Annotated in this window: 15 protein-coding genes; 8 read left to right on the forward strand and 7 right to left on the reverse strand. The window is 57.3% G+C overall.

Annotated features, from left to right (window positions below):
- Positions 1-364: 364 nt before the first annotated feature.
- The 4 genes from glnA (at position 365) to ACUTQY_RS23405 (ending at position 4,674) form a co-directional block, all read left to right on the forward strand.
- Positions 365-1,774, forward strand: a complete 1,410-nt coding sequence (gene glnA, locus ACUTQY_RS23390) for a glutamate--ammonia ligase (protein WP_033645173.1) — start codon at positions 365-367, stop codon at positions 1,772-1,774.
- A 193-nt stretch (positions 1,775-1,967) separates the two neighbouring features.
- Positions 1,968-3,017: a nitrogen regulation protein NR(II) gene (glnL, locus tag ACUTQY_RS23395; RefSeq protein ID WP_004931246.1), complete on the forward strand. Its 1,050-nt coding sequence runs from the start codon at positions 1,968-1,970 to the stop codon at positions 3,015-3,017.
- 8 nt (positions 3,018-3,025) lie between these two features.
- Positions 3,026-4,438, forward strand: coding sequence for a nitrogen regulation protein NR(I) (gene glnG / locus ACUTQY_RS23400; protein WP_033652266.1), 1,413 nt, complete (start codon positions 3,026-3,028; stop codon positions 4,436-4,438).
- A gap of 113 nt (positions 4,439-4,551) precedes the next feature.
- On the forward strand, positions 4,552-4,674 hold the full coding sequence (locus tag ACUTQY_RS23405; protein ID WP_015379453.1) for a YshB family small membrane protein: 123 nt from the start codon (positions 4,552-4,554) through the stop codon (positions 4,672-4,674).
- Positions 4,675-4,708: 34 nt separating this feature from the next.
- Here the strand turns inward: ACUTQY_RS23405 and hemN are convergent, their stop codons facing one another.
- Positions 4,709-6,082, reverse strand: a complete 1,374-nt coding sequence (hemN, locus tag ACUTQY_RS23410) for an oxygen-independent coproporphyrinogen III oxidase (RefSeq protein ID WP_033645172.1) — start codon at positions 6,080-6,082, stop codon at positions 4,709-4,711.
- Positions 6,083-6,264: 182 nt separating this feature from the next.
- Positions 6,265-6,807, reverse strand: coding sequence for a Der GTPase-activating protein YihI (yihI, locus tag ACUTQY_RS23415; RefSeq protein WP_015379455.1), 543 nt, complete (start codon positions 6,805-6,807; stop codon positions 6,265-6,267).
- 734 nt (positions 6,808-7,541) lie between these two features.
- On the opposite strand from yihI, the gene yihA reads away from it, so the two are divergent.
- Complete coding sequence (yihA, locus tag ACUTQY_RS23420; protein WP_004931258.1) at positions 7,542-8,186, forward strand: ribosome biogenesis GTP-binding protein YihA/YsxC; 645 nt, start codon at positions 7,542-7,544, stop codon at positions 8,184-8,186.
- Between the two features lie 278 nt (positions 8,187-8,464).
- On the opposite strand, the gene ACUTQY_RS23425 is transcribed toward yihA, so the two are convergent.
- Positions 8,465-8,512, reverse strand: a complete 48-nt coding sequence (locus ACUTQY_RS23425; RefSeq protein WP_071892919.1) for a spot 42 RNA, inhibition of DNA synthesis — start codon at positions 8,510-8,512, stop codon at positions 8,465-8,467.
- Positions 8,513-8,703: 191 nt separating this feature from the next.
- Positions 8,704-11,502, reverse strand: coding sequence for a DNA polymerase I (gene polA / locus ACUTQY_RS23430; RefSeq protein WP_042785603.1), 2,799 nt, complete (start codon positions 11,500-11,502; stop codon positions 8,704-8,706).
- Between the two features lie 497 nt (positions 11,503-11,999).
- Here polA and ACUTQY_RS23435 point away from each other — a divergent pair, with 497 nt between their 5' ends.
- Positions 12,000-12,896, forward strand: a complete 897-nt coding sequence (locus ACUTQY_RS23435) for an acyltransferase (RefSeq protein ID WP_033645170.1) — start codon at positions 12,000-12,002, stop codon at positions 12,894-12,896.
- Positions 12,897-12,938: 42 nt separating this feature from the next.
- On the opposite strand, the gene dsbA is transcribed toward ACUTQY_RS23435, so the two are convergent.
- The 3 genes from dsbA to ACUTQY_RS23450 all read right to left on the reverse strand — a co-directional run bounded on the left by dsbA (position 12,939) and on the right by ACUTQY_RS23450 (position 14,946).
- Positions 12,939-13,562: a thiol:disulfide interchange protein DsbA gene (dsbA, locus tag ACUTQY_RS23440; RefSeq protein WP_025304721.1), complete on the reverse strand. Its 624-nt coding sequence runs from the start codon at positions 13,560-13,562 to the stop codon at positions 12,939-12,941.
- A 29-nt stretch (positions 13,563-13,591) separates the two neighbouring features.
- Entirely contained in the window at positions 13,592-14,578 is a 987-nt protein-coding gene (locus ACUTQY_RS23445) for a serine/threonine protein kinase (RefSeq protein ID WP_046687981.1), read from the reverse strand.
- A gap of 98 nt (positions 14,579-14,676) precedes the next feature.
- Positions 14,677-14,946, reverse strand: coding sequence for a YihD family protein (locus ACUTQY_RS23450; protein WP_004931268.1), 270 nt, complete (start codon positions 14,944-14,946; stop codon positions 14,677-14,679).
- A gap of 148 nt (positions 14,947-15,094) precedes the next feature.
- Between ACUTQY_RS23450 and mobA the strand changes: the two genes are divergently transcribed.
- Both mobA and mobB read left to right on the forward strand, forming a co-directional pair.
- Entirely contained in the window at positions 15,095-15,685 is a 591-nt protein-coding gene (gene mobA / locus ACUTQY_RS23455) for a molybdenum cofactor guanylyltransferase MobA (protein ID WP_046687982.1), read from the forward strand.
- Positions 15,682-16,189: molybdopterin-guanine dinucleotide biosynthesis protein MobB (gene mobB, locus ACUTQY_RS23460; protein WP_206195843.1), on the forward strand; the 508-nt coding region annotated here is incomplete at its 3' end. The genes mobA and mobB, both read left to right, overlap by 4 nt.

Consider the following 16,189-nt stretch of genomic DNA (forward strand, 5'->3'; position numbering starts at 1 on the left):
GCCTCGGGCATTAGAAATAGCGCGCTATTGTACACGTATTAAGCGAGGGACTAAACAAGATCACAACCATCTCCTATAAACAACCGCGTACCGGTCAGTTTGTGATCCCTTTCACGGTGCAAAAAGCCGCAATCGTTGCACTTTTGCACCATTTCAGTGCCCACCCCCACCCTTATTGCACCATAACAGTGCAAATTATCACTGATGGTGCATACTGTGTCTGGGTAAAACCCGCGCAGAAAGGCGATGAAAGCCTTTTTAAAAAGTTGGCACGCTTTTCGCTTTAGTCTTTTCAAGGCGAAAAAAAGCCAGTTCCACAGATTCGTTCCACGACGACGACAATGATAAACCGGGAGAGTTAAGTATGTCCGCTGAACACGTTTTGACGATGCTGAATGAGCATGAAGTGAAATTCGTAGACCTGCGTTTCACTGACACCAAGGGTAAGGAACAGCACGTGACTATCCCGGCTCATCAGGTAAACGCCGACTTCTTCGAAGAAGGCAAAATGTTTGACGGCTCCTCTATCGGTGGTTGGAAGGGCATCAACGAATCTGACATGGTACTGATGCCGGATGCCAGCACGGCGGTTCTGGATCCGTTCTTCGAAGAACCTACGCTGATCATTCGCTGCGACATTCTCGAGCCGGGCACCATGCAAGGCTACGATCGCGACCCGCGCTCCATCTCCAAACGCGCCGAAGACTTCCTGCGCTCCTCCGGCATCGCGGACACCGTGCTGTTCGGGCCAGAGCCTGAGTTCTTCCTGTTCGACGACATCCGCTTCGGCAGCAGCATCCGCGGTTCCCACGTGGCCATCGACGACATCGAAGGCGCCTGGAACTCCGGCACTCAATACGACGGCGGCAACAAAGGCCACCGTCCGGCGGTGAAAGGCGGTTATTTCCCGGTTCCACCGGTCGACTCTTCGCAGGATCTGCGTTCCACCATGTGTCTGACCATGGAAGAGATGGGCCTGGTGGTTGAAGCGCACCACCACGAAGTGGCGACCGCCGGTCAGAACGAAGTGGCGACCCGCTTCAACACCATGACCAAGAAAGCCGACGAAATTCAGATCTACAAGTACGTGGTGCACAACGTGGCGCACGCCTTCGGTAAAACCGCGACCTTCATGCCGAAGCCTATGTTCGGCGACAACGGTTCCGGCATGCACTGCCACATGTCGCTGTCCAAGAACGGCACCAACCTGTTCGCCGGCGACAAATACGGCGGCCTGTCTGAAACCGCGCTGTTCTACATCGGCGGCATCATCAAGCACGCCAAGGCGATCAATGCCCTGGCCAACCCGACCACCAACTCGTACAAACGTCTGGTGCCGGGCTACGAAGCGCCGGTGATGCTGGCTTACTCCGCCCGTAACCGCTCCGCGTCCATCCGTATTCCGGTGGTCGCCAGCCCGAAAGCGCGCCGCATCGAAGCCCGCTTCCCGGATCCAGCGGCTAACCCATACCTGTGCTTCGCCGCACTGCTGATGGCCGGCCTGGACGGCATCATCAACAAGATCCACCCTGGCGACGCCATGGACAAAAACCTGTACGACCTGCCGCCGGAAGAAGAAGCCGAGATCCCAAAAGTGGCTGGCTCCCTGGACGAGGCGATGGCCGCACTGAACGAAGACCGCGAATTCCTGACCCGCGGCGGCGTGTTCACCGACGATGCGATCGATGCCTACATCGAACTGCGCAAAGAAGAGATGGACCGCGTTCGCATGACGCCACACCCGGTTGAGTTCGAACTGTACTACAGCGTCTAAGCCCTACCCGCGCCGTCTGCTCAGGCGGACGGCGCCTATATTTTTGTTATCGCTTTTTTGTTGCCGTGGAAACTTTCAGCCCATCTTCGGATGGGTTTTTTTCTCCACCGTATTTTCTGCAAAACTATTCCATACCGCACCGATCCCGGATGGAGTAGGATAGATGCACTAAAAAGGTGCAGGAGTCTGCTGTATGGCAACTGGCAAGCTGCCCGATGCTGGGCAGATCCTCAATTCACTCATCAACAGCATCCTGCTGTTGGATGACTCACTGGCGGTTCACTACGCCAACCCGGCGGCACAGCAGCTGCTGGCGCAAAGCTCCCGCAAGCTGTTCGGCACGCCGCTGCCCGATTTGCTCGGTTATTTTTCGCTGAACGTCTCTCTGATGCGTGAAAGCCTGCGCGCCGGTCAGGGCTTCACCGACAACGAAGTGACCCTGGTGGTCGATGGCCGCGCGCATATCCTTTCCCTGACCGCTCAGGCGCTGCCGGAAGGCTATATCCTGGTCGAGCTGGCGCCGATGGACAATCAGCGCCGCCTGAGCCAGGAACAGCTGCAGCATGCCCAACAGGTGGCGGCCCGCGATCTGGTGCGCGGTTTGGCGCACGAGATTAAAAATCCGCTGGGCGGCCTGCGCGGCGCAGCGCAGCTGCTGGCCAAAGCGCTGCCCGATCCGGCGCTGACCGAATACACCAAGGTGATCATTGAGCAGGCCGATCGGCTGCGCAATCTGGTAGATCGCCTGCTCGGCCCGCAGCGGCCCGGCCAGCACATCACCCAGAGCATTCATCAGGTCGCGGAGCGCGTCTGCCAGCTGGTGTCGCTGGAAATGCCGGATAACGTCACGCTGGTGCGCGACTACGATCCGAGCCTGCCGGAAATGGCTCACGACCCGGATCAGATAGAACAGGTGCTACTGAACATCACCCGCAATGCGCTGCAGGCGCTGGGTGAGGCGGGCGGCACCATCACGCTGCGCACCCGCACCGCGTTTCAGATTACGTTGCACGGCACCCGCTACCGCCTGGCGGCGCGTATCGACGTCGAAGACGACGGCCCCGGCGTGCCGGCGCAGCTGCAGGACACGCTGTTCTACCCGATGGTCAGCGGCCGTGAAGGCGGTACCGGCCTGGGATTATCCATCGCCCGCAATCTGATCGATCAGCATTGCGGAAAAATTGAGTTCAACAGTTGGCCAGGTCATACCGAATTCTCGGTCTACCTGCCCATTCGTCAGTGAGGTTTGCAATGCAACGAGGGATAGTCTGGATCGTCGATGACGATAGCTCCATCCGCTGGGTGCTTGAGCGCGCGCTCACCGGCGCGGGCATGAGCTGCGCCACCTTCGAAGGCGGCAATGACGTGCTGGAAGCCTTGGCCACGCAAACTCCCGACGTGTTGCTGTCCGATATCCGCATGCCGGGTATCGATGGTCTGGCGCTGCTCAAGCAGATCAAACAGCGCCACCCGATGCTGCCAGTGATCATCATGACCGCGCATTCGGATTTGGATGCGGCCGTCAGCGCCTATCAGCAAGGGGCCTTCGACTACCTGCCGAAACCGTTCGACATCGACGAAGCGGTGGCGCTGGTCGAGCGCGCCATCAGCCATTATCAAGAGCAGCAGCAGCCGGTGCGCAGCCAGCCGGCCAGCGATCCGGCGGCGGACATCATCGGCGAAGCGCCGGCGATGCAGGACGTGTTTCGCATCATCGGCCGGCTGTCGCGTTCGTCGATCAGCGTGCTGATCAACGGCGAATCCGGCACCGGCAAGGAACTGGTGGCGCATGCGCTGCACCGCCACAGCCCGCGCGCCAAGTCGCCGTTCATCGCCCTGAACATGGCCGCTATTCCCAAGGATCTGATCGAGTCCGAGCTGTTCGGCCACGAGAAAGGCGCCTTCACCGGCGCGAACCAAATCCGTCAGGGGCGCTTTGAACAGGCCGACGGCGGCACGCTGTTCCTCGACGAGATCGGCGATATGCCGCTCGACGTGCAAACGCGCCTGCTGCGGGTGCTGGCGGACGGCCAGTTCTACCGGGTCGGCGGCTATGCGCCGGTGAAGGTCGACGTGCGCATCATCGCCGCCACGCACCAGAACCTGGAATTACGGGTACAGGAAGGCAAGTTCCGCGAGGATCTGTTCCACCGCCTGAACGTGATCCGCGTACACCTGCCGCCGCTGCGCGAGCGCCGGGAAGACATCCCGCGGCTGGCGCGCCACTTCCTGCAGATCGCCGCCAAGGAGCTGGGCGTAGAGGCCAAGAACCTGCATCCGGAAACCGAAACCGCGCTGACCCGCCTGCCCTGGCCGGGGAACGTGCGCCAGCTGGAGAATACCTGCCGCTGGCTGACGGTGATGGCCGCCGGACAAGAGGTGCTGATTCAGGATCTGCCGAGCGAACTGTTCGAAACCGCCGCGCCGGAGAGCCCCAGCCACAGCCTGCCGGACAGCTGGGCCACGCTGCTGGCGCAGTGGGCCGATCGCGCGCTGCGTTCCGGTCATCAAAATCTGCTGTCGGAAGCCCAGCCGGAGATGGAGCGCACACTGCTCACCACCGCCTTGCGTCACACCCAGGGGCACAAACAGGAAGCCGCACGCCTGCTGGGCTGGGGCCGCAATACCCTGACCCGCAAGCTCAAAGAACTGGGCATGGAATAGGCGCTGAGGTTGATGATAAAAAACGCAGCCCAGCGCACAAAAAAACGCCAACCGCAGACTTTACAGCCGGTGCGGGCGCAGTATGATCGTGTCGCACACTCTGGAGGTTGACGATGCTGGACTCATTCATCGTGTTCATTTCTCAGGGCGCGGAGCTGGGCTCCGCCGCCAGCCACACCCCGCAGGCGGCGGTCGCCGCGGTGTTGTGCGCCGCGCTGATTAACTTCTTCAGTTAAAAAAACAGCCGCATCAGCGGCTGTTTTTTCATCCTCAGATCACCCGAGAGAACTGCTGGCTGCGCGCCTGTTGCCGCAGATAGCGGTCGAAGCACATGCAGATATTGCGGATCAGCAACCGCCCGCGCGGCGTGACGCGAATGCCTTGCTCGTCGCGCTCCACCAGCCCATCGCGTTCAAACGGCGCCAGCAGCTGCAGGTCTTCGGCAAAGTAAGCGGTGAAATCGATGCCGTATTGCCGTTCAAGTGGCTGATACGCCAACCGGAAGTTGCAGATCAACGTTTTGATCAGATCGCGCCGCAGGCAATCGTCGTCCGTCAGCGCCAACCCGCGCCACAGGGCGTTGCCCTGCGCCGGTACGCTCTCATAGTAACGCTTCAGCTCTTTCTGGTTCTGCGCATAGCTGTCGCCGAGCATGCTGATGGCCGACACGCCCAACCCCAGCAGATCGCTGTCGCCCTGGGTGGTGTAGCCCTGGAAATTGCGGTGCAGCTTGCCTTCGCGTTGCGCAATCGCCAGCTCATCGTCCGGGCGTGCAAAGTGATCCATGCCGATAAACTGATAGCCGGCGTCAGTCAGGAACGCGATGCTTTGCTGCAGGATATCCAGCTTCTGCTGCGCGCTGGGCAGATCGGCATCTTTGATTTTGCGCTGGGCTGCGAATAAATTCGGCATATGCGCGTAGTTGAACACGCTGAGGCGATCGGGATTCAGTTCAGCCACCCGCTGCAGCGTGAAGGCGAAGCTTTCCGGCGTCTGTTTCGGCAGGCCGTAGATCAGATCAATATTGGTCGAGCGGAAGCCCAGCACTTTGGCCCGCTCGATCAGGGCGAAGATAAAGGCTTCATCCTGCTCGCGGTTGACCAACGCCTGCACCTGCTTGTTGAAATCCTGCACCCCCATGCTCAGGCGGTTAAAGCCTTCGGCGCGTAAATGATCGAGCACATCCAGCGCTATCTCGCGCGGATCGACTTCGATCGACATCTCCGCATCGGGCAGAAAATCAAAATGTTCGCGCAGCAGCGCCACCAGCCGGCTGATTTGCGCTTTGTCCAGGTAGGTTGGCGTACCGCCGCCCCAGTGCATCTGGCCAACCTTGCGGCCGGCGAACAGCGGCGCACGGCTGGCGATCTCTTGCGCCAGGACATTCAGGTATTCATCGGCCTTGTGCGTCTGACGCGTCACCAGTTTGTTGCAGCCGCAGAAGTAGCACAGCTTATGGCAGAAAGGGATATGCACGTACAGCGACAGCGGGCGCTCAGGGTAGCGCGCCGCGGCGCGTTGAAACGCCGCTTCGTCGTAGCGCTGGTTAAACTCCAGCGCCGTGGGGTATGAGGTATAACGCGGCCCTGAGTAGTTATATTTTTGGATCAGGGCCAAATCCCAGACAATCGTCTGCTCTGACATGCTCACTCCTTCCGATATCTTTTTCTACCGGGCCGGGAGAGAGGCGGTTGTCTGCGCTGTCTGGCCACGGAAGCGCTGCGAAAACGCGCTTTGCGCTTAGACAGCCGCCATAGTTTACCGAATAACCACAGCAGATAACACATCAAGAGTAGGGCTATTGTCGGGATCAGCCACATGGCGCGTTAAAAAGCGTCCTTCGGGTTGCCGCCTTTCAGCAGCTTCAGAATATCTTCCTGCTTCTCTTCTTCTTCCTCGTCGTCTTCATCGCCCAGCTCGATGCCCAGCACGTCCATCAGCACATCGATGCGATCCAGCGTCTTGTCGACATACGCCTGCTCTTGCGCGTTCAGCGTTTCGCCATCGTCGATGCGATCCAGCAGCGCGTTCAGACGTTCGTCATTTTCCAGCTTCGCCAGCTCTTCTTCCGGCGACAGGCGCGGTTTTGCTTCAGCCTTTGGCTTCGGCTGCGGTTTGGCCTTCACTTTGGTTTCGTCGACCACCAGCGCAACCGGCACTTTACTGCCGATACGCGGATCTTTGGCTTCCGCCGCCGATTTGTTTTTCTGGCTGCCGGACTCGACCTGAGTGCGCGAACCGGAAGCGTGGCCGCGGCGTTTTTTCAGGCGTTTGCGCTCACGCGCTTCCTGATCGAGCTCCATACGGCTTTTCTTTTTCGTTTTTGACTTCGCCGCGCTGCCGCGAGGTGCTTTTGATGGCTGGTTCATAGCGTGTGCTCTTAGGTATGTAGATTCAGTATAGAATTGCGGCGGAATCTAGCAGAAAGCGGACAAAGAAAAAAGGCGGCAGGTTAAACCTGCCGCCTATTTCGCACCTTCTTGCGAAGGGTATTCCTGTTACGCGCTCCTTGCGTACATGCAACATCCCGGTTTTTCCTTCTGCTATAACCGCATTCCCTGCCACTACGTCCTTCATCCTGAAAGGAAAATCGTCCATGGCGCAATCCATTCGCATCCGCTCTTCCCGAGCGCGCTTCCTGCGGGCATCCAAACTGCCGATACTTCACCATCCGATGTGCCTGCCGCCTATTCCGGTGCGAAAGGGTCACTTCCTTTTGCGTTCATCCTGGCACTCATTGCACGCCCTGTGCATTCCCTGAGATTTGTCATCCTTCCCGGATGTTCCCTAATCCTGCGCAACCCTGCGTTAACGAGTACTTTACGTTATTGTTGCGAAGGCTCAAGGCACCGGAGGCCGATTTGACTGACATTTCCACACAACGAAAAAACAACACATTGTTTTTAAAAAAGAAACAGAAATATCGCTTTCGAATAAAGCGACATTACCCGCGATTCGAATGGCAAATGTCTCACAACGTACGAGCAGCTTAACCGTCGTTTTATCGCGCCCCGCCGCTTAAAAACGGAGAAACACGCCATTTTTACCGCTGATGCAGTTATAATCGCCAACCAGTTAGCCATCCTCACGGAGACGAAAAATTTTGACCAGCAAGAACTACAACTATCATGTGACCCATTTCGTCACCAGCGCACCCGATATTCGCCATCTTCCGGGGGATGCAGGAATTGAAGTCGCCTTTGCCGGCCGTTCCAACGCCGGTAAATCCAGCGCGCTGAATACGCTGACCAACCAAAAAAGCCTGGCGCGCACCAGTAAGACGCCGGGGCGCACCCAGCTGATTAACCTGTTCGAAGTGGAAGACGGCATTCGTCTGGTTGACCTGCCGGGTTATGGCTACGCCGAAGTGCCGGAAGAAATGAAGCGCAAATGGCAACGCGCGCTGGGCGAATACCTGCAGATGCGCAACAGCCTGAAAGGGCTGGTGGTGCTGATGGATATCCGCCATCCGCTGAAAGATCTCGACCAACAGATGATCCAGTGGGCGGTCGACGTCGGCACGCCGGTGCTGGTGTTGCTGACCAAGGCCGACAAGCTGGCCTCCGGCGCACGCAAGGCGCAGCTCAACATGGTGCGTGAAGCGGTGCTGCCGTTTATGGGGGATATCCAGGTCGAAGCCTTCTCATCGCTGAAAAAGATCGGCGTCGACAAGCTGCGCCAGAAGCTGGACACCTGGTTTAACGAGATCCCGCCGGAAGTGCTGCCGGAAGAAGACATCGGCGAATAAGCCCTGATCGCACGTTTGAGCCGATGCCTCGCCGCATCGGCTTTTTTATGCCCGCAGATCGGCCGCAGGCGGGATTTTTCGTTATCTAATTACATTTTTGAAATAAAGCCATCATAAAGACTTATCGCCAAAACGGGCTTGTTTCGCCGAATTACGCGGATTGAGGGAGCGGAAGTTGAAATGAAAGTCGGGGCTGAGCGATAGGAAAAACGTATGGTTTGCTGCTGTTTTTACAATAAAAAACGCCCCAGTCAATACTGACTGGGGCGGCTAAATATTCAGCCAAATCCGATTACGTGAAGTAAAAGGTCTGAAAGATAGAACATCTTACCTCTGTACCCTACGCCTGTAACTCTACATCATTTTTTCGCAGGGCAAAAGAATTTTTTGTAGTTTACTTACACAATTTGAGACACAAGAACGGCGAAGTTGGGGAAACTATCGCCGCATCTTGTAGCTTAATTACGAAAAGTGCTTAGCTTCTCGCCAGTTAGCGCATACGGCGATAACCCGGCGATCAGTGCGCCTCATCCCAGTTCATGCCGACGCCCACATCGACCTTCAGCGGCACCGCCAGCGTCATGCTGCCTTCCATCAGTTGGCGGATACGTTGGCTGGCTTCGTCGATCACCGACTCGTGCACCTCGAACACCAATTCATCGTGCACCTGCATGATCGCGCGCACCAACGGCTTCTCCTGCCCCTGCAGCCAGGCGTCGACCTCTATCATCGCACGCTTGATGATATCGGCCGCCGTGCCCTGCATCGGGGCGTTGATGGCGGCGCGCTCGGCCGCCTTGCGGCGCATGGCGTTGCTGGAGCGGACGTCCGGCAGATACAGACGGCGGCCGTCCAGCGTGCTGACATAGCCCTGCTCGGAAGCCTGCTGACGGGTGCGCTCCATGTAATCCAGCACGCCCGGGTAACGTTCGAAGTAGAGATCCATATAGCGCTGGGCTTCCCCACGCGGGATCCCCAGCTGACGCGCCAGGCCGAAGGCGCTCATGCCGTAAATCAAACCAAAGTTAATCGCCTTGGCGCTGCGGCGCTGCTCGCCGGTCACTTTATCCAACGGCACGCCGAAAACTTCCGACGCCGTGGCGCGGTGAATGTCTTTCCCTTCGGCGAAGGCCTTCAGCAGCCCTTCATCCTGAGACAGATGCGCCATGATGCGCAGCTCGATCTGCGAGTAGTCGGCCGCGACAATGCGGTAGCCTTCCGGCGCAATAAAGGCCTGGCGAATGCGCCGCCCTTCTTCGTTGCGCACCGGGATGTTCTGCAGGTTCGGATCGCTCGAGGAGAGACGGCCGGTGGCGGTCACCGCCTGATGATACGAGGTATGCACCCGCCCGCTGACCGGATTGATCATCAGCGGCAGCTTGTCGGTATAGGTGGTCTTCAGCTTCGCCAGGCCGCGGTATTCCAGAATCACCTTCGGCAGCGGGTAGTCGAGCGCCAGCTCGGCCAGCACTTCTTCGTTGGTGGATGGCGCCCCGCCCGGGGTTTTCTTCAGCACCGGCAGCTTTTGTTTTTCGTACAAGATAGCCTGCAGCTGCTTGGTCGACGCCAGGTTGAACGGCTCTTCCGCCAGCTCGTGGGCCTGCGCCTCCAGCTCAGCCAGACGCTTGGCCAGCTCCTGGGAGTGGGCCGATAAAATGGCCGGATCGATCAGCACCCCGGTACGTTCGATATGCGACAGCACCGGCAGCAGCGGCATTTCAATCTCGTTGAACACCGTCAGCAGTTCCGCGCTCTGTTTCAACTGCGGCCACATCGCCAGATGCAGCTGCAGCGTGACATCGGCGTCTTCGGCAGCGTATGGCGCCGCCTGCTCAAGCGCGATCTGATTGAACGTCAGCTGGTTCTTGCCCTTGCCGGCGATCTCTTCGAAAGTGATGGTTTTGTGGCCAAGATAACGATCGGCCAGGCTGTCCATATCATGACGGCCGCCGACGCTGTCCAGCACATAGGACTCCAGCATGGTGTCGTAGGCGATGCCGCGCATCTCGATGCCATAACGCGCCAGCAGGCTCATATCGAACTTCAGATTTTGCCCGACCTTGAGCGCTTTCTCGTCTTCCAGCAGCGGCTTGAGCGCCTCCAGCACGTAAGCGCGATCCAGCTGCGCCGGCGCATCCAGATAATCGTGCGCCACCGGCAAATAAGCCGCTTCGCCCGGCGCGATCGCAAAGGACAGGCCGATCAGATTGGCGGTCAGGGTATCCAGGCCATCGGTTTCGGTATCGAAGGCAAACACGTCGGCTTTTTTCAACCGCGCCAGCCAGTCGGTAAAGGTCGCTTCGTCCAGGATGGTGACATAACCGTCCTGAGACAGCTTGGCCTCCGCCAGCGCTTTCGGCGCTTCCGCGGCTACAGCTGGTTTGGCGGTGCCGGCAGCTTTCGCGCCCGCGCCTTTCTTGTTTTCCAACCAGACGCCGGCTTCTACGTCCGCCAGCCAGCGTTTGAACTCGTACTGTTTGAACAGCTGTTGCAACGTGTCGACATCCGGCGCGGAGACCGTCAGGTCCGCACAGGTCAGATCCAGCTCGACGTCGGTTTTGATCGTCGCCAGCTTATAGGAGAGGTACGCGACCTCTTTATTCTGTTCCAGCTTGGCCGCCATGGTTTTGGCGCCGCGGAAGCTCAGCGTGGCGATGTTCTCCAGATTGCCGTACAGCGCATCCAGGCCGCCGATACCCTGCAGCAACGCCTGGGCGGTTTTCTCGCCCACGCCCGGCACGCCGGGAATGTTGTCCGATGAATCGCCCATCAGCGCCAGGAAGTCGATGATCAGCTCCGGCGGAATGCCGTACTTGTCGCACACTTCCTGCGGGCCGAGGATCGTGTTGTTCATGGTGTTGATCAGGGTGACGTTCGGCGTCACCAGCTGCGCCATGTCTTTGTCGCCGGTGCTGATCAGCACCGCGTGGCCGGCCTTTTCAGCCTCCAGCGCCAGCGTACCGATGACGTCATCCGCCTCTACGCCGGGCGTCACCAACAGCGGCAGGCCCATCGCCTTGACCATGTTATGCAGCGGCTCGATCTGCGCGCGCAGATCGTCCGGCATCGGCGGCCGGTGCGACTTGTATTCAGCGAACAGATCATCGCGGAAGGTCTTCCCTTTGGCATCAAACACCACGGCAACGTGGCTCGGTTGATACTGCAACAGCAGACTGCGCAGCATATTCAGCACGCCGTACATCGCGCCGGTCGGCTCGCCCGCCGAATTGGTCAGCGGCGGGAAGGCGTGATAAGCGCGGTAGAGGTAAGAGGAACCGTCAACCAGGATTAGTGGGTTTTCTGCAATCTGGGCCATAGCGTTTCTTTATCGTGATCGGACATAGGGGTAAGCATGCCATAGCTGGCCGCCGGAGACGAACCTTAGCGTGCATTGCGGACGAAAATGATGTGATTGTGCGCGAGGATCCGCAAGATCTTACCTGTGGATAACTTTGTGCATAGAAAAGAGACCGAATTATAACGCTGCGATTATCGTTATAACGGCGAATAAAATTCCTATTTAAATCACCGCGTTAAAAGAACGAATTCCGGCGACGCTTAATTATTGGCTTTTATTGGATTTGTGGATATAACTTTCGCCGGATTTTAATCGCACTATTAATCAAATTCGGCGCCTCAATTACCATAGCACAAGCTGGACAAGTTGCACGAAAACTCAGCAAATGGTTATCCGATGAGACGAAAAACAGTGATTTTTAGCGGCGCTTTACCCCGACGATTTCTGTTAAAATGCGTTTTTGTTCATGCGCTTTGGCATGCAACGATGTTCCCACCAACCGTCAGCCCATAATCATGCCAAGATTGTTAACGCCTGTTATCTTTATCATTTCCGTCATACTTACCATTCTGGTGACGGTGTTATGCTCCATCCCCATCACGCTGGCCGGCATCGTGAAACTCGTGGTGCCCATTCCCGCCGTTTGGCGATATATCTCGGCTTTCGCCGATTTCATGATGTGGTGTTGGTGCCAAGGGCTGGCGCTGTTATTGCGCATTAACGGGCAATTGCGTTGGGATATTGAAGGGCTGGAAGGGTTGGATCGCAAAAACTGGTATCTGCTGATCAGCAACCACGAAAGTTGGTCAGACATTGTCGTGTTATGCGTGCTGTTCAGAAATCATATTCCAATGAATAAGTATTTCCTCAAACAGCAGCTCGCCTGGGTGCCGTTTGTCGGCCTGGCCTGCTGGGCGCTGGACATGCCATTCATGAAGCGTTACTCCCGCGCCTATTTGCTCAAGCACCCGGAAAAACGCGGCAAGGATATCGAAACGACGCGCCGTTCCTGCGAAAAATTCCGCCAGCGCCCAACCACCATCGTCAATTTCGTCGAAGGCTCACGCTTCACCGAAGCCAAGAAAATTAAAAGCAATTCACCTTATCGCAATTTGCTGGCGCCCAAAGCCGCCGGCATCGCGTTTACCCTTAGCGCGCTGGGCAATCAGTTCGACAAAGTGTTGAACGTCACCCTGCTTTATCCGGAAAATAACCAGCGGCCCTTTCTGGATATGCTGTGCGGCCGCCTGACGCGTATCGTGGTGAGAATAGAGACGCTACCGATCGATGAAACCCTGCACGGTGATTATTTCAACGATAAACAGTTCAAGCGGCGCTTCCAGCTGTGGCTGAATACGCTGTGGCAGGAAAAAGACCGGTTGCTGGATAAATTGAAGCGGCAATACGGATAAAAAAACGCCGGCAATGCCGGCGTTTTTCATGTTGAATCAGGCTTATTTCTGCTGGCTGAGGAATTTAACCACATCGGCGAACTGCTTCACGTAAGCGTCCATCGAGCTGGTGTCCAGGCCATCGTTTTTAACCATGTATTTGCCGTTGACGAATACCGCCGGCACGCCGCGCAGCTGCAGATCTTCTGCGGCTTTCTCCTGTTGAACCACCAGAGATTTCACCACGAAGCTGTTCCAGGCCGCGTCATAATCTGCGGCGGTTACGCCCGCTTTCACGAAGACGTTACGGATATCGTCCGGCGTTTGCACGGTCTGGGTTTTCTGCACCGCTTCAAACATCAGCGGGCTTACTTTGTCTTCCACGCCCAGCGCCATCGCGACCGCCCATGCCTGAGTCAGCTGTTTGCCCAACGGCCCCAGGAACTCCACGTGGTACTTGGTCATTTTGGTGCCGGCAGGCAACGCTTTTTTCACGTTCTCGGACACGTGATAGACCTGCTCAAACTGGTAGCAGTGTGGGCAGTAAAAGGAGAAGAACTCCAGCACCTGCGGCTCACCGGTCACCGGCTTGTCCAGGGTCACGTACTGAGTGCCATCGCTAAACTGTGCCGCCGAGGCGCTGAATGCCATCACCATGCCAACGAGCGCCAACCATATTTTTTTCATAAGACTAAACTCTCCATTGTGTTAAAGCTTCAATACATTGGCGTCAGCTGCAGAGGAGGCTCCTGCAACAGCTTAACCTGTTCATTAAACGCCGCAGTCTGAGATAACCAGAAATCAGACTCCGCCATCCACGGAAAACTCTTAGGGAAGGCCGGATCCTGCCAACGGCGAGCGACCCAGGCCAGGTAATACACCATACGCATCGCCCGCAGTGGCTCAATTAACGCCAGCTCGCGCTGATCGAACTCGGCAAATTCGCCGTACGCCTCCAGCAAAACGTCCAGCTGCATCAGTTGGTCGCGACGTTCGCCGTGCAACAGCATCCACAGATCCTGAACCGCAGGGCCGTTGCGCGCGTCATCAAGATCGACGAACAGCGGGCCATCGCGCCACAGAATATTGCCCGGATGGCAATCGCCGTGCAAACGCCGCGGCTGCCAGTTCAGATTCCAGTGTGGCTTGATCGCCGCAATCAGGTTATCCGTCGCCTGCAGAAAGGCATCACGCTGAGCCGCCGGCAACAGCTCGCAATTGGCCAGCGCCTGACGCGGGGCAACAAGATACTCTTCAATCCCCATGGTTGGACGCTCGGCAAACAAACGCTCGCCGCCGACCTGATGGATACGCCCCAGAAAACGGCCTACCCATTCCAACTGATCCAGATTGTCTATCTCGTATTGCCGGCCCCCCACGCTGGGGAACAGGGCAAAGAAAAAACCGCCGTGCGTATGCAGCGTAGCGCCTTGCAGCGCCAACGGCGCCACCGCCGGGATCTCCGCGCCGGCCAGATCCAGAGCGAGCTGATGTTCCTCACTGATTTGTGCGGCGCTCCAGCGCTCCGGGCGGTAAAACTTCACCACGTAGCGTCGACGATCCTCGTCCATAAACTGATAGACGCGGTTCTCATAGCTGTTCAGCGCCGTCAGGCCGGAATCGACGCGCAGGCCAATCCCTTCTAGCGCGTCCATGATCAAATCGGGCGACAGGGTGTCGAAATTAAAAGCTGAGTTATTCATAACGTTCGTTTGATCGCTGACAGCACGGTGCCGGGAATGAGAAATAGTAGCATTAATGGCGCATTTCACGCGCTATGCTTTCTCGCACCGCACGAGGATCAATCCTTGATAACGCCGCGAGCACGCAGCAACGCCGTTTTAAAATCTTCTTCGTAATCTTTCTTCAGGCCCGGGATCTGATCCGTGCCGGCGCTGCCGCGCATTTTCAGATGGTAAATAAGAATATCGTCGCTCAACTCGGACAACTCGCCCTGGAAACCCGCTTCCTTCGCCAGCTTTTGCAAAAACTGCATCAAATTGAGATCGGGATCTTCCTGCCAGGCCGGGTGCAACAGCTCGATCAACTCGTTTACGCGATGCGTTTTCATCTCAATATCGTCCAATAGCATGAATAAACTCACAAAGTAACAGGCTTACCCACGCAGTGAAAGAACCGGCTTGTCAATAAAGGTAAATCCTGATGTCGCGCCGGCTTTAGCGCTACAATCAGCGCATCGACAAGGCGGGATAAACGAGATGCATAAAGAAATCAGCGGCGTCATTTTGGCCGGCGGACGGGCCACGCGCATGGGCGGTGAGGACAAAGGCCTAGTGTCGATTGGCGGGATCGCACTCTATCAACACATATTGGCTCGGTTACGCCCGCAGGTGGCTTCCGTCGCCATCAGCGCCAATCGCAATCAGGCACGTTACCAGGCGAGCAGTTTGCCGGTGATTGGCGATCTGACGCCCGATTTCGCCGGGCCGCTGGCAGGCATGCTGGCCGGGCTCAAACAGGCTCCCAGCGAATGGGTGGTCTTCGTCCCTTGTGATGTCCCCGACTTTCCCGCCGACTTAGTCGCTCAGCTATGGCAGCAAAAAGGCGCGGCGCAGGCGGCCTTTGCCAGCGATGGTGAACGAGATCACCCCACGCTGGCGTTACTGCATAACCAAATAGCGCCGCAGCTGGCCGACTATCTGGCGCGCGGTGAACGCAAGCTGATGCTGTTCTTGCATCAAATTGGCGCACAACGCGTAGTGTTCAGCGGGCAGCAAGCGGCATTTCATAACCTGAATACGCCGGCTGACTGCCTGAATTGGCAACAAACGCGAGAGCTCAAAAAATGAATCGTTCATTGCCTCCCTTGCTGGCCATCGGCGCCTACAGCGGAACGGGGAAAACGACCCTGCTCAAACAGCTGATCCCGTTGCTGAAACAACGCCAGGTAAGGATTGGACTGATCAAACATACGCATCACGACATGGATGTGGATACGCCGGGTAAAGACAGCTATGAGCTGCGTAAAGCAGGCGCCGAGCAAACGCTGGTCGCCAGCGATCGTCGCTGGGCATTAATGACCGAAACGCCGGAGCAACAACCTTTGGATCTGCGCTATCTGGCTGGGCGCTTTGACGCCGATAAGGTCGACTTGATTCTGGTGGAAGGGTTCAAACATGAGCCGGTCAGCAAGATCCTGCTTTATCGGGCCGAGATCGGCAGGCCGTTGGAAGACATGCTGGATCAGTTTGTCGTCGCGGTAGCCAGCGATCGACCGCTATCCATTTCGGCTAAGCAGTTGGATCTCAATCAACCGGAAAGCATCGCCGACTTTATTGTCGAGTGGTTGAAAG

Source organism: Serratia sp. TSA_130.1 (genome assembly GCF_052691795.1).

What these genes read in the sequence shown, in the direction of transcription:
- hemN (WP_033645172.1), bottom strand. Translation starts at nt 6,082, where the DNA reads ATGTCAGAGCAGACGATTGTCTGGGATTTGGCCCTGATCCAAAAATAT.
- glnL (WP_004931246.1), top strand. Translation starts at nt 1,968, where the DNA reads ATGGCAACTGGCAAGCTGCCCGATGCTGGGCAGATCCTCAATTCACTC.
- ACUTQY_RS23435 (WP_033645170.1), top strand. Translation starts at nt 12,000, where the DNA reads ATGCCAAGATTGTTAACGCCTGTTATCTTTATCATTTCCGTCATACTT.
- ACUTQY_RS23445 (WP_046687981.1), bottom strand. Translation starts at nt 14,578, where the DNA reads ATGAATAACTCAGCTTTTAATTTCGACACCCTGTCGCCCGATTTGATC.
- dsbA (WP_025304721.1), bottom strand. Translation starts at nt 13,562, where the DNA reads ATGAAAAAAATATGGTTGGCGCTCGTTGGCATGGTGATGGCATTCAGC.
- ACUTQY_RS23405 (WP_015379453.1), top strand. Translation starts at nt 4,552, where the DNA reads ATGCTGGACTCATTCATCGTGTTCATTTCTCAGGGCGCGGAGCTGGGC.
- glnA (WP_033645173.1), top strand. Translation starts at nt 365, where the DNA reads ATGTCCGCTGAACACGTTTTGACGATGCTGAATGAGCATGAAGTGAAA.
- yihI (WP_015379455.1), bottom strand. Translation starts at nt 6,807, where the DNA reads ATGAACCAGCCATCAAAAGCACCTCGCGGCAGCGCGGCGAAGTCAAAA.
- mobA (WP_046687982.1), top strand. Translation starts at nt 15,095, where the DNA reads ATGCATAAAGAAATCAGCGGCGTCATTTTGGCCGGCGGACGGGCCACG.
- polA (WP_042785603.1), bottom strand. Translation starts at nt 11,502, where the DNA reads ATGGCCCAGATTGCAGAAAACCCACTAATCCTGGTTGACGGTTCCTCT.
- glnG (WP_033652266.1), top strand. Translation starts at nt 3,026, where the DNA reads ATGCAACGAGGGATAGTCTGGATCGTCGATGACGATAGCTCCATCCGC.
- ACUTQY_RS23450 (WP_004931268.1), bottom strand. Translation starts at nt 14,946, where the DNA reads ATGAAAACGCATCGCGTAAACGAGTTGATCGAGCTGTTGCACCCGGCC.